A 13,876-nucleotide genomic window follows, 5' to 3' on the forward strand; every position below is an offset into this window, starting at 1 on the left:
TTAATTCAGTCTTTTGTCATTAGACATAGGTTGCAAGCGTTTCAGCTTGAAGTAAACGCCTAGAATCAGGAAAACACTAAAAGAAATAAAAAAGAAACGTAATAAAAAGAGCGGTGGTTCTTTCCAATCTGCACTCAAACCCGCTGTGTGTAACGTTGCGGGAAGGACCTTTGGTTTTTCCGTTGTGTGCGAGATCGATTCTTCAAATTTCAATACATGGGCAGTCTCAGAAAGTAGGTAATACTTCCTTGCTTCCTGTTCTAAGGCATAAGCATCATTTTTTAGGCGGCGTTCCTTTTCTTCCAACCCTTGGTTTTCGACCACAAGCCTCTCTACTTCCGCATTGAGATTTTGTAATTCCTTCTCGAGGCGCATACGTTCGGCGATCCCTGACTCGGACAAAAGTCCGAGATAGAGACCAGCGCAAATATAGGTTACGAGTAGGGAGGCTTTCGATGGTGTCATATTACTTTAAGTTGTAAAAAGTGTTTACTCCGCTGTATGTTGCATTTTTTCCAAGTTCCTCTTCGATACGAAGGAGTTCGTTGTATTTTGCAATTCGGTCTGTTCGGCTGAGGGATCCAGTTTTGATCTGACCGGAGTTTGTTGCCACAGCGATATGGGAAATGGTAGAATCTTCTGTTTCTCCCGATCTATGAGACACAACCGCAGTGTACTGCGCTTTTTTAGCCATTTCAATGGCACTGAGGGTTTCCGTAAGAGTTCCAATTTGGTTCACTTTGATGAGAATGGAGTTACCAATCCCTTTTTCGATCCCTTGGGCGAGTTTTTTGATATTGGTTACGAACAAATCATCCCCCACAAGTTGGATCTTTTTCCCCAGCTTTTCGGAAAGTTTTTTCCAGCCTGTCCAATCGTTTTCATCTAGGCCGTCTTCCATGGTAATGATCGGATACTTGGACACTAAATTTGAGTAGTATTCTACTAGTTCTTCCCCAGTCTTTTCCGGTTTTTTCTCTGCTTTGAGGACGTATTTCTTTTTCTTCTCATCGTAGAACTCGGAAGCGGCACAGTCCAAACCAATTTTGATATCAAGGTCTGGTTTGTATCCAGCCTTTTCAATGGCAGTGAGAATGACTTCGATGGCTTCGCTATTACTTGTTAGGTTTGGAGCAAATCCACCTTCGTCACCAACAGCGGTATTGAGACCTTTTCCTTTTAAAACGGATTTTAGGCTATGAAATACTTCTGCACCCATACGAAGGGCTTCGCGGAAGTTCGGAGCCGACACAGGAAGGATCATAAATTCTTGGAAGTCGATATTGTTGTCCGCATGAGCGCCACCGTTGATGATATTCATCATTGGTACTGGAAGTTCACGAGCAAAAGTTCCACCAATATAACGGTATAAAGGAAGACCAGTATGGGCCGCAGCCGCTTTTGCCACAGCCATAGAAACTCCAAGAAGTGCATTGGCACCTAACTTAGATTTATTGGCTGTTCCATCGAGGGAGATCATCGTTCCATCAATGAGAAGCTGGTTGGTTGCCGAAAGGCCTAAGATGGATTTAGAGATTTTAGAATTTACATTTTCTACGGCTTTGAGTACACCTTTTCCGGAGTATCTTTTTTTATCACCGTCACGAAGTTCTACGGCTTCGTGTTCACCAGTTGACGCACCAGAGGGAACCGCCGCACGACCAAAGGAACCGTCTTCTAGTGTGACATCCACTTCAACGGTTGGATTTCCTCTGGAATCCATGATTTCACGGGCTTTGACGGAACGAATGCTATCTTTTTGGGACATCGGGAATTGTTTCTCCTAAGGGATAATTTCCTCCCAGTGTTAGGAATTTTAAGCCTCTGACAATAAACTTTTTCGACAAAGAGCCTAGTTCCAGGAAAATGACTTAAAAAGAAGAGGGAACCGTGAACGAACGCCAAAAATTCACCCGCAATTTTTCCATCATCGCCCATGTCGACCATGGAAAATCCACTCTGGCGGATCGTTTGCTTGAGATTGGTCTTGTCACCGACCAAAGGACAAAAAAAGACCAAATCCTCGATTCCATGGACATCGAAAGGGAACGTGGGATCACAATCAAGGCGAACAATGCGTCCTTCGATTACCATGCCAAAGATGGAAATATTTATCACCTCAATTTAATTGATACTCCGGGTCACGTGGACTTTACTTACGAAGTGTCTCGTTCCCTTGCTGCCTGCGAAGGGGTTTTACTCATTGTGGATGCAAGCCAAGGGGTCGAAGCCCAAACTTTGGCCAATTTGTATTTGGCAATGGATCTTGATCTTCGCATAATTCCTGTTATTAACAAAATCGATCTTCCTTCTGCTGATATTGACAAATGTAAATTGATGATTGAAGAGTCACTTGGCCTCAATCCCGATGAAGCCATTCCCATTTCTGCCAAAACTGGACTCAATGTACAAGATGTTTTAGAGTCCATATGTTATCTACTTCCGCCACCAGTGGGTGATGTGGAAGCTCCTCTGAAAGCTTTAATTTACGATTCCTTCTTCGATACCTATATGGGTGTGGTTGCCAAAGTCAGGTTGTATGACGGTAAACTTCGCAAAGGCGAAATGATCCATATGATGAACATTGGCCGTCAGTTTACCGTTACGGAAGTTGGAATCAACCGTCTCTCCATGGTAGCTTGTGAAGAACTGCAAGCGGGAGATGTAGGTTATGTAGTGGCTGGGATGAAAAAGATGGGAGATGCCAAAACGGGGGATACCATCACTCATGCCAATAGACAAACCGCAGAAGATGTGAAAGGATTTAAAGATGCAAAACCTATGGTATTTGCTGGTCTTTTTCCTATTAACGGCGAAGACTTTGATGCCCTGGTAGACGCTATCGAAAAACTAAAGTTAAATGATTCGGCACTTACCTTTGAAAGAGAAAATTCCGCTGCCTTAGGATTTGGATTTCGGGTGGGTTATCTCGGACTCCTTCATATGGAAATTGTCCAAGAGCGTTTGGAAAGGGAATTTAATTTAGCCCTCATCACCACGGCGCCCTCCGTAAAATTTCGAATCACTACGACCAAAGAGGATGTGATCGAAGTAGACAACCCAAGCAAATGGCCTGATCCCATTTTAATTGGGAAGTCGGAAGAACCATTTGTCAAAGCCACCATCATTGCACCTGAATCTTACGTCGGAAATATCATGTCTCTTGTGATTGAAAAACGAGGGATCCATATGGATACGGTTTATCTTTCTAAAGACAAACTCCAACTCACTTACGAACTGCCTTTGGCAGAACTCATTTTTGAATTCTATGATAAACTCAAATCTTATACCAAAGGTTATGCATCCTTGGATTATGAAGAAGTGGGGTATAGAGATTCCAAACTAGTTCGAATGGATATCCTTGTGAATGGAGAGCCGGTAGATGCTCTATCCTCTATAGTGCACAAATCCAAAGCGGAAGAACGCGGGCGAGTCATCATTGAAAAATTAAAAGACCTGATCCCACGCCATCAATTTATGATCCCACTCCAAGCAGCCATCGGTTCGAAAGTGGTAGCTCGAGAAAGTATTTCTGCCCTTCGTAAAAACGTAACGGCAAAGTGTTATGGTGGAGATATTTCTCGTAAGAAAAAACTTCTCGAGAAACAAAAAGAAGGGAAAAAACGAATGAAACAAATTGGAAACGTAGAAATTCCACAGGAAGCTTTCCTTTCCATTTTGAAAACCGGGGACTAGAGTTTACTTTAGAATTTAAAAATCTGCCAAGAATTCCATTGGCAGAAACCAAAACGATCCTCCCCATCTACCTGATGAACGACTCCAAACAAGGTTGATACCAAATGAATCTTGTCCCTTCCAATCCATTTCATCATTTTGACCATTCCCGTTTTTTCCCGGAACTTCCGATTAGAATTTCTGAAATCCCTTTAGTTACAGCACTAGATTCATTACTACCAAAAGAGGAGAAATCGCGCGCTCTAGATACTCAGTCAATGCCAACACTCCATCTCATTCGTGATGACTTACTTCCCTTTGGTTTTGGAACTAAGTGGAGAAAGGTTTTTGGTATTCTCCAATATTTGCAAAAAAATCAGATTCGCAAAGTCCTCCTTTGGGGTGCCATACATGGAAACTATCTGGCAAGTTTTACTTATATTCTTCGTCGCAGTGGGATCACTGTAGATACAATAACCTACACAAGGGATCCCAATTTGCAGTCGTATAATGAAAGGTTGGTTCGAGGGCATTCTCATACTTTAGTCTGTTATGCGAATCGAAAAGAAGCTTATACGGTTTGGTTAGAAAAGAAAAAAAATTACCAAGGTCTATCTTTACCGGAATTTGGAATCCATGTAGGACAAAACCTGGGACTCCGTTCTTTCTGGCAGGAATTGGAGAAAAAAATCATTCAGTCTCTAAATACCACTCTAGAGCAGAAGGATCCAAATTTACAGAGAAACCAAAGAACCAATGCCATCCTACGAATGGAAATTGGATCGGGAGCGACCTTTCTTTCTGCCTTAGATTATTTTAATGAAACATCGATTCTTGTCCAAGGAGTGATGGTAGGCGAAAAAAAGGAAACCTGGATATCCACAAGGGAAGATTTACAAAAACAATTGGGCCTTAGATCCATTGCGATTAGCGAAGGGCAGGTTTTGGAAACAGGGAAAGAAGACAAATCCCAAGTAAAATCAGAAAGGAATAAGGCCGCAAAGTCGGTATCCTTTGGAAAACAAACTAAGGCCCAAAAACAGTGGATTTACGATTTTTATCGAAATACAGATATTCTCTTAGAACCGATTTATAGTGGAATGACGATGAAACCCTTACTGCGGGAAATATACGAAATGCAATTATCTCCGTCTTTTGCAATGGGAACATCTCCCATTTTTTATCTCCACCAAGGGGGCCAAATCCAACATCTAGACATGATTTTGGAAAAAGAAAAGAAATGAATCCTCTGGAAAAACCACTCGTTTCCATCGTCCTTCCTAGTTTTAATCGCAAAAACATAGTGGATCGAGCCATTACTTCGGTGATCATTCAAACCTATCCCCACTGGGAACTCCATATCGTGGATGATGGGTCAACCGATGAAACTTGGAAAGACTTACTTACGAAATTACCTGGATGGAAGGCGCAACTTTCCTCCTTTGGAAGAAATCAGAAATCCATCCAAGTCCACCAAACAGAACATAGGGGAGTGAGTGGGGCAAGGAACTTTGGAATTCAAAAAGCAAACGCCGAGTGGATCGCATTTTTAGATTCTGATGACGAATGGTATCCAGAGAAACTTTCCAAACAAATAGATTTTCATAGATCCCATTCAGAATTTTTCTTTTCGCAAACCAAAGAGGTCTGGAACAAAAAAGGAAATTTAATGGAACCCAAAGGCAAATACCAAAAATGCTCTGGATGGTTTTTAAAAGAATCCTTAGAACTTTGTATGGTGACCTCTTCCAGTTTTTTGGCGCATAAACCAACACTGGAACAGATAGGAGGATTTCGCACCGAACTACCTGTATGCGAAGATTATGATTTATGGAACCGAATCCTTTTAGCTGGATTTCCCATAGGTTTACTCGAAGAAAATCTAATGGTTCGTTACGGTGGACATGAAGACCAACTCTCAAACCAGTATCTTGCTTTAGAAAGATTTCGATTGTATTCTCTTTTGCTGACCAAGGAAGAATTGTGTGAAAATGGAAAATGGGATTTGTTAGAACCACTAACAAAATCTCTTTTTCAAACTGCCATCAAATCTCGTCTGGACACCATCCTCCAAGGCCGAACCAAACGAGGGAAGGATACAGAATGGATCGAAAGTTTACTTGCCGATTTTTTATCAGAAAATCCTATTTCTAAAAAAGCTTTAGAACCATTGTTAGTTGATTCTCTATTTTAAACGAAAAAAGTAGGGCATCTAGGAACAAAAAAACCCGACTGTTTCCAATCGGGTTTTCTTTTCTTTGTCTCAAAGTAATTGACTTTGAGACAAATTTTTAAACAAAGAAAATTGTCTCTAAAACATATTTATTAGCTAGAGATATATTCTCTGTTCAGTCTTGTGATGAAGTTTACCGAAATTTCTTTCGGGCAAGCTGCTTCACATTCGTATTGGTTTGTACAATTTCCAAATCCTTCTTTGTCCATTGCACTTACCATTTTACGAACTCGTTCTTTCTTTTCGACCACACCTTGTGGTAGGAGTGCTAAGTGAGATACTTTTGCAGATACAAAGAGCATTGCCGATGCATTTTTACAAGCAGCCACACAAGCTCCACATCCGATACAAGTAGCCGCGTCCATAGCAAGGTCAGCATCTACCTTTGGAATTGGAAGTGCATTTCCATCTGGTGCTCCACCCGTATTTATGGATACATACCCACCAGCTTGGATGATACGATCAAAAGCAGAACGATCTACGATTAAATCTTTTGCCACAGGAAATGCTTTGGCTCTCCAAGGTTCGATGTAAACGGTATCCCCATCTTTGAACTTACGCATATGCAACTGGCAAGTAGTGGTTCCTTTTTCTGGACCATGCGGAACGCCGTTGATCACCATAGAACAAGCCCCACAAATACCCTCACGGCAGTCATGGTCAAAAGCGATAGGATCATCACCTTTTTTGATTAGGTCATCGTTTACAACGTCCAACATCTCAAGGAAAGACATGTGTTCGCTGATGTTGTTCGCTTCGTAACTCACCATACGACCTTTATCTTTTTTATCTTTTTGTCGCCAAACTTTAAGGTGTAACTTCATAGTATCCATTATTTGTAGCTCCTTACGGCTAGGTGGATGTTTTCATACTCGAGTTTTTCGCGGTGTTCTTCCGGAGCTTTTCCTTCACCCTTATATTCCCAAGCAGTTACGTGACAGAATTTTTCATCATTACGTTTTGCTTCGCCATCTTCTGTTTGGTGTTCCTCACGAAAGTGACCACCACAAGATTCTTCTCGTTTGAGTGCATCTAAACAGAGTAACTCACCAAACTCTAAGTAGTCAGCAACACGACCTGCTTTTTCTAACTCCTGGTTGAGTTCGGATCCAGAACCTGCTACTTTTACGTTTTTCCAGAACTCTTCACGAAGTTCAGGAATTCTTTGGAGTGCGTCTTTTAGGCCTTTTTCATTACGAGCCATACCACACTGATCCCACATGATTTTACCAAGGGCTCTATGGAAATCGTCTGGAGTTTTTTTACCGTTGATCGCAAGAAATTTGTTTGTCATCTCACGAACGCGGGCTTCTGCTTCTTTGAATTCCGGTCTATCTGTAGAAATGTTTTTATGACCTTCTTTGGCAAAATAGTCACCAATTGTATAAGGAATCACAAAGTATCCATCAGCAAGACCTTGCATAAGAGCAGAGGCTCCGAGTCGGTTTGCACCGTGATCAGAGAAGTTTGCTTCACCGAGTACGTGAAGGCCAGGAATGTTGGACATTAAATTGTAATCCACCCAAAGTCCACCCATTGTATAGTGAACCGCAGGGTAAATACGCATAGGTACTTTGTATGGGTTTTCTCCCGTAATGCGTTCATACATTTGGAAGAGGTTGTCATAACGGTCAGCCACCACAGGTTCACCCAAACGTTTGATGGAATCAGAAAAATCTAGATAAACACCAAGTCGTTTGTCACCAACTTTAGGACCAACTCCAAGCCCATTATCACAAGCTTCTTTTGCAGAACGTGAGGAAATATCACGAGGTGCTAAGTTTCCGTAAGATGGGTATTTTCTTTCGAGGTAATAATCTCTTTCATCTTCTGGAATTTCATGAGGAGCACGAAGATCATCTTTTTTCTTAGGAACCCAAACCCGTCCGTCGTTACGGAGAGATTCTGACATAAGAGTTAGTTTTGATTGGTAGTCTCCTGCTTGTGGGATACAAGTGGGGTGAATTTGCGTATAACAAGGGTTTGCAAACCCAGCACCTTTTTTGTAGGCACGGTAAGTAGCAGTTACGTTAGATCCTTTTGCGTTGGTCGAAAGGTAAAACACGTTTCCGTATCCACCAGATGCAAGGATGACAGCGTCACCCGCATGCGAAGAAATTTCACCAGTCACTAGGTCACGAACTACGATCCCTTTGGCATGACCATCCACAAGAACAAGTTCTAACATCTCTGTTCTTGGATACATTTTGACGGCACCACGAGAGATTTGTTTTTCTAATGCTGAGTAAGCACCAAGTAACAACTGTTGGCCGGTTTGCCCTTTGGCATAAAAAGTTCGGGATACTTGTGCTCCACCGAAAGATCGGTTGGAAAGGGTTCCACCATACTCACGAGCAAAAGGAACACCTTGTGCTACACACTGGTCAATGATGTTTGTGGATTCATGAGCCAGACGATAAACGTTTGCTTCTCTTGCACGGAAATCCCCACCTTTTACGGTGTCGTAGAACAATCTGTAAACGGAGTCACCATCATTTTGGTAGTTCTTCGCCGCATTGATCCCACCTTGGGCAGCAATGGAGTGGGCGCGTCTAGGACTGTCTTGGAAACAGAAAACAGAAACTTGGTATCCAAGTTCTGAGAGAGTAGCAGCAGCGGATGCTCCAGCTAAACCCGTTCCTACAATGATGACTTTATACTTACGTTTGTTTGCCGGGTTTACAAGTTTGATGTCTTGTTTGTGTTTGTCCCATTTTTGTTCCAATGGACCCGACGGTATTTTTGCATCTAATTTCATAACTTCTCCTAAAAACCCTTAACGAACATACCCGAGTAAAATCGAGATCGGCATGGAACAATTTCCCAGGAAAATGATAAGACCAAGTCCTGTAGATAGTTTCTGAATGGTTGGGTTGTGTTTTGGTGCAAGGATTCCTAGAGTTTGGAACATTGATCCCAAAGCATGAGAAAAATGCAGAGCTAGGAAAACCATAAAAAGGATGTAAGATCCTGCAATGACTGGATCTTGAAATCCAAGGATAACCATAGCATAAACATCATGAACGACATCACCATTTTTGAGAATGTATTCATGAGTGTAATGATCCGGATTAGTGAATCCTAATGTAAAATGTGCTAAATGGTACACAAGAAACGTAAGGAGCAAAAGTCCGCTATAAGCCATAGTGCGTGAAGCAACAGAAGCTTGGATAGTAGAACCCTTAGCATAAGATACAGGCCTTGCTTTTGTGTTTTCAACTTTTAGGAGGATGGCAGTACATACATGTCCGAAAAAGGCCACGATGAGTCCAATCCGCGCTACCCACAATAGGGGTCCTAAATCCTTAAGAAACTTTGCATAGGTGTTTAATTTTTCTGGTCCTTGGAAAACCTGTAGGTTTCCGACCATATGAACGATCACGAATCCAAACCAGATAAATCCAGTTATGGCCATTATGATCTTCTTTCCAATTGAGGACCGAAAGAAGTCTAAACTCAACGTCATTGAAGAGCTCCTGTTAGAGTATAGGTGTAAATTTTTTCTCTTACGTCCAGTTTTAGACAGATTCCACTTCCCGTAAATTCATAAATCTAATTGGTAGCAAACTTACGAATTTGAGTTTGTTTCTCAATAGAAACTGAACTTGATAAGGGCAGTGGAAAAGGGGTTGAGTTACCACCCAAAGCCCGAGAAAGTAACCAAATCTTGCTTGGAAAATCTACATGGAATGTTTGGGTTCATTTTGTAATTTGTTTCCCACTCCTTATGGTTCTTTTTTGGATTTCCTTGGCAGGTTGCGCCAAACAAAATACAGGTTTTTCTGAGACAAGAAAGATATATTTACGAGAGGTCGGTCTTCCCATCTTTGTGACAATCAACCCTCGGCATAAAACCGATAAAAAAGAACTTCAGTTGTTTATTAAAACGGAAAACCTAACAAAAGTTAACATCTCAAAATTCCAAATTCTTTTTTTTGCCAGGGACAACTCCAATCAAATCCTAATTCCCGAAGATAAAAAAACACCTGAGCTCATTTGTTCGATCGAAAAAAAAATTCAACCTAGTACTATTATCAAATGCCATGTGGGTCCCTTTGTATATACAAACCTTTGGTCTTCCATCCAGATCCAATCCATTTCTTTTACGACTGAAGACCAAATGCGTCACGTCATCAGCGAAGCGGACTTAGACGACGTGACTGTCTGGTTATGAATTTTGGCAATTTTTTTCTGACGATTTTTTCTTGAATCACTCATTCAAAACAATTTAGAATCATTCCATTCGGGTTGACACCTCATCCCTAAAATTTTAGGATTCCAAGACCATTATGTTTTCTAAATTAAAACAAGATATTCCGTCAGGCCTTGTCGTATTTTTAGTCGCACTTCCTCTTTGTTTAGGAGTTGCTTTGGCAAGCGGTGCCCCTTTATTATCCGGTGTCATCTCTGGAGTGATTGGAGGGGTCGTTGTCGGGATACTGAGCCATTCCAATACCAGTGTGAGTGGACCTGCGGCGGGTCTTGTAACTTTAGTCCTTGCTGCCATTGCAGGCATTGGTGACTATCGCAGTTTTCTTCTCGCTGTTTTTATCGCTGGATTTATCCAAATGATCATTGGTTTTTTACGTGGTGGGTTCATTGCAACTTACATCCCGTCAAACGTAATCCAAGGTTTACTTGCATCCATTGGGATCATCCTCATCTTAAAACAAATTCCGCACGCTGTTGGGTTTGACGTAGACCCTGAAGAAGACTTTATTTTCTTTCAAAAAGATGGAGAAAATACATTCTCAGAGCTTTACAATATCATAAAATACTTTTCTTGGGGTGCGGTCACCATAGCCGTTTCCTCCTTGGCTCTGATCATTGCTTACGATAAATCCAAATGGAAACCTTTAAAGTTTTTACCTTCACCGGTGTTAGTCATTCTTTTGGGAGTTTTTTTAAACGGTATCTTTCAAAATTACATACCGGAATGGTATCTTTCCCAAAAACATTTAGTATCTATACCCAATATTAAAAACTGGGAATCAGTATTTTTCTTTCCTAATTTCTCTGCGATCACTCAAACCAAGGTTTGGTATTATGCAATCACCATTGCTGCCTTTGCAACTCTGGAAACCTTACTGAATTTAGACGCAGTAGAAAGAATCGATCCTCACAAACGACTTGCATCACCAAACAGAGAACTTGTGGCACAAGGGATAGGGAACTCTCTTTCTGGTTTGATTGGAGGCCTTCCGATAACCTCGGTGATTGTTCGAAGTTCCGTCAATATCTATGCGGGAGCAGAGTCCAAATTTTCGACCATCTTCCATGGGATATTATTATCGATCAGTGTTGTTTTTTTTGGATCTCTTTTGAACTTAATTCCATTGTCATCATTAGCTGTAATTTTGATTGTTACTGGTTTTAAACTCACCAACATAAAATTATACCGATCCATTTATAAAAAAGGGAATTATCAATTTCTTCCATTCATTGCTACCATTGTAGCCATCATATTTACTGATCTTCTAACAGGGGTTCTTATCGGACTCTCCATCAGTTTCATTTTTATTCTAAAAAATAATTATAAAAACCCATTCTCTGTGGAGACGGAAACCTTAAATATTGGAGAAACAGTTCGCATTGAATTGCCTAACCAAGTTTCCTTTTTAAACAAAGCCTCCATCAAAGATACACTTTGGTCACTTCCCGAAAATTCCAAACTGATTGTGGATGCCTCTAATTGTAATTTCATTGACCATGATATTTTAGAGGTTTTGGAAGAATTCAAAACGGTAGTCTCTGTCGAGAAGAAGATCCAGCTGAATTTGATCGGTCTGAAAGATTCTTATGAGCTCAGTGACCAGGTGCAGTTTGTAAATATTTTGGACAAAGAAGCCCAACAAAAACTAACTCCAGATGAAATCTTAGATTTTTTAAAAAGGGGGAACGAACGGTTTGTTAAAGGGAAATGGTCGGAAAAATACTTCAAACACCAGGTGAATGCAACCGCCTTTGGCCAAAATCCCATTGCCGTAGTATTGTCTTGTATTGATTCAAGGACGAGTCCTGAAATTATTTTTGATGCAGGTCTTGGCGATATCATTTCGATTCGCATTGCGGGAAATATCGTAAATGAAGAAATCCTCGGAAGTTTAGAATTGTCCTGTGCAAAAATTGGAACCAAACTGGTGGTTGTACTGGGTCATTCCAACTGTGGTGCCGTTTCCAGTGCTATCTATGCACTACGGGAGGGAAACATTGCCAGTGTCACAAAGAAAATCCAAAAAGCAATTGATGAATCAGAAAAAATCATCCATCCCATCCAGAAAGAAAATGAACACATTTTCAACCATGTAGTGAAAGCAAACGTGAAAAACTCAATTGAGGAGATCCTAACAAATAGCCCTTTCCTTTCCGAAAAGGTAACATCGAAGGAAATCAAAATTGTCTCAGGGTTTTATGACACTTCTTCAGGCGAAGTTCAATTCTTTGAAACTGCTGGATGAATGGTTTTGAATTAATGGTAAGAAACGAATAGGGGAGTTACGAATAGGTTTCATTCTATGAACTCCCCTATCCTTTTTTTAATAAACCAGGTAATGTTAAATGGTTAACATTACCTTTGGTTCAATCAAAAATATTTATTTGTTCACAGCGACAAACAATGGTTTGTATACTTTCCAATTTACATAGGCAAGAAAAGCATTAGCAACCACAACGAAAATACCTACAGGAATTCCTTCAGGCGCAATGGTGATGTGAACAAGAAAAATATTCACAACAATCGGCGCAATGACTATGGAAGCCAGGGGTACAAATCGGCCAGACAAAAAAGCAATCGCACAAACAAGTTCTGTTACTTTAATGAGAGTCATTAAATAACCCGAAGCTTTGATTCCATCATTGAATATCTTTAGATCTCCTGTTGTTTCTGGCTGTTGAACCAGATTGAAGAGAACGGCAACAGAAGAAAAAAGGAACAATGCACCAAGCAAAATCCTAACAATTGTATAAGCAATTTTCATACCACTATCCTTCGGATGAGTTTATTTCTAATCTAGGTGATTTCTGGAACCATCCTAATTTTCAGAATTATGAACCAAATCACGAAAAAGTCACCTCGTTTTCCAGGGAAGTGGAATTTCGGAAAATCCCATCCACCGTCATTTTTAGTATTTTTACTCATCTCAACTGCAATAAACTCGTTGTTTGGTGGCATTGATAACTAGGTCTAACCAATGAAATCTGGATTTGCATCAATATTGATTTTGGCTGTTTTGTCCGTAAACTGTCTGGCAACTTCTCCTGCAGAAATTCCGAAAATAGAAACGTCGGAAAAATTCCTACGGCTCCAATACTCACAGGAATTGGAAACGAAAGTGTTGAAAGTTGGGCCCTCCCATGAAATCTCCATTGGACAATTCGCCCTCCAATCCTTTTCGGATACGAGCTCACGGCTTTTTTCTATAAACTCACTCTCACCATTAAAATCGAATGACCCTCTCGAACCTGGAGCCATTGTCCTACGAAAGGTGCAAGTGGACCGGGCTTTGGAATTTGAGGAAGGAACCACAAAGTTCCGCCAAGCAACCTTTGCCTCTATCGTTGAGTTTTTGGTGGTAAGTCGATCCGGAGAGCCAAAACGAATTTTAGGTCATTCAGAACAAATCACTTCCCAAACCCTTCCTTTCAGCGAAGAAGATACGGAATCAAAGAGCAAAATAGCCAATAGCATCCAATCTGCAGTAGAAGAAGGTTTAAATCAAATCGTAACTTTGAAAGAGTTTTCCTCACTATCAAAAAGCCAAAATATGTTTCAAAGATAAGTCAAAAGCACCAGTGAAATAGAAATCCAATCCGTTTTCACTGGGCTTTGCATATAGAAACTCAAACGAACGCGACATCTAATGCGACATAATACTAATTATGGGAAGTAGCATATTGGCTCACGAAATCATCTCCTCGGAAATACGAACCAAAGCCTATATACAATTCCTAATTTCATTATCCTTGGTC

12 protein-coding genes are annotated in these 13,876 nt (G+C 40.8%); 6 read left to right on the forward strand and 6 right to left on the reverse strand.

The genetic code is table 11. The features are described 5' to 3' along the window. Both EHQ49_RS14285 and eno read right to left on the reverse strand, forming a co-directional pair. Window positions 1-465 (reverse strand): FtsB family cell division protein, encoded by a 465-nt coding sequence (locus EHQ49_RS14285; RefSeq protein WP_135580336.1) that lies wholly within the window; start codon window positions 463-465, stop codon window positions 1-3. A gap of 1 nt (window position 466) precedes the next feature. Next, window positions 467-1,768 (reverse strand): phosphopyruvate hydratase, encoded by a 1,302-nt coding sequence (eno, locus tag EHQ49_RS14290; RefSeq protein ID WP_135580337.1) that lies wholly within the window; start codon window positions 1,766-1,768, stop codon window positions 467-469. 122 nt (window positions 1,769-1,890) lie between these two features. On the opposite strand from eno, the gene lepA reads away from it, so the two are divergent. The 3 genes from lepA (at window position 1,891) to EHQ49_RS14305 (ending at window position 5,869) form a co-directional block, all read left to right on the forward strand. Next, entirely contained in the window at window positions 1,891-3,696 is a 1,806-nt protein-coding gene (gene lepA / locus EHQ49_RS14295; protein WP_135580338.1) for a translation elongation factor 4, read from the forward strand. 104 nt (window positions 3,697-3,800) lie between these two features. Continuing rightward, a complete protein-coding gene (locus EHQ49_RS14300) occupies window positions 3,801-4,919 on the forward strand; it encodes a hypothetical protein (RefSeq protein WP_135580339.1) in 1,119 nt (372 codons plus the stop codon). Further along, window positions 4,916-5,869 carry a glycosyltransferase family 2 protein gene (locus tag EHQ49_RS14305; RefSeq protein WP_135580340.1) on the forward strand — a complete coding sequence of 318 codons (954 nt, stop codon included), beginning with the start codon at window positions 4,916-4,918 and terminating at the stop codon, window positions 5,867-5,869. The genes EHQ49_RS14300 and EHQ49_RS14305 overlap by 4 nt, the downstream gene beginning before the upstream one ends. A 131-nt stretch (window positions 5,870-6,000) precedes the next feature. On the opposite strand, the gene EHQ49_RS14310 is transcribed toward EHQ49_RS14305, so the two are convergent. From EHQ49_RS14310 to EHQ49_RS14320, 3 genes are read right to left on the reverse strand one after another with little or no spacing between them, the layout of a single operon-like run. Then, window positions 6,001-6,732, reverse strand: a complete 732-nt coding sequence (locus EHQ49_RS14310) for a succinate dehydrogenase/fumarate reductase iron-sulfur subunit (protein WP_135580341.1) — start codon at window positions 6,730-6,732, stop codon at window positions 6,001-6,003. 8 nt (window positions 6,733-6,740) lie between these two features. After that, a complete protein-coding gene (locus EHQ49_RS14315) occupies window positions 6,741-8,666 on the reverse strand; it encodes a fumarate reductase/succinate dehydrogenase flavoprotein subunit (protein ID WP_135580342.1) in 1,926 nt (641 codons plus the stop codon). 18 nt (window positions 8,667-8,684) lie between these two features. Next, window positions 8,685-9,374, reverse strand: coding sequence for a succinate dehydrogenase cytochrome b subunit (locus EHQ49_RS14320; protein ID WP_135580343.1), 690 nt, complete (start codon window positions 9,372-9,374; stop codon window positions 8,685-8,687). A gap of 201 nt (window positions 9,375-9,575) precedes the next feature. Here EHQ49_RS14320 and EHQ49_RS14325 point away from each other — a divergent pair, with 201 nt between their 5' ends. Together EHQ49_RS14325 and EHQ49_RS14330 are read left to right on the forward strand one after the other, a co-directional pair. Beyond that, window positions 9,576-10,082 carry a hypothetical protein gene (locus EHQ49_RS14325; RefSeq protein WP_244241494.1) on the forward strand — a complete coding sequence of 169 codons (507 nt, stop codon included), beginning with the start codon at window positions 9,576-9,578 and terminating at the stop codon, window positions 10,080-10,082. A 115-nt stretch (window positions 10,083-10,197) separates the two neighbouring features. After that, the gene (locus EHQ49_RS14330; protein ID WP_135580344.1) at window positions 10,198-12,366 is read left to right on the forward strand and encodes a SulP family inorganic anion transporter; all 2,169 of its coding nucleotides are present in this window, start codon (window positions 10,198-10,200) and stop codon (window positions 12,364-12,366) included. Window positions 12,367-12,501: 135 nt separating this feature from the next. Here the strand turns inward: EHQ49_RS14330 and EHQ49_RS14335 are convergent, their stop codons facing one another. Beyond that, complete coding sequence (locus EHQ49_RS14335) at window positions 12,502-12,885, reverse strand: DoxX family membrane protein (protein WP_135580345.1); 384 nt, start codon at window positions 12,883-12,885, stop codon at window positions 12,502-12,504. A 213-nt stretch (window positions 12,886-13,098) separates the two neighbouring features. Here EHQ49_RS14335 and EHQ49_RS14340 point away from each other — a divergent pair, with 213 nt between their 5' ends. Next, entirely contained in the window at window positions 13,099-13,686 is a 588-nt protein-coding gene (locus tag EHQ49_RS14340) for a hypothetical protein (protein WP_135580346.1), read from the forward strand. Window positions 13,687-13,876: the final 190 nt, after the last annotated feature.

The organism is Leptospira perdikensis (assembly GCF_004769575.1).
Classification (GTDB): Bacteria; Spirochaetota; Leptospiria; order Leptospirales; family Leptospiraceae; genus Leptospira_A; species Leptospira_A perdikensis.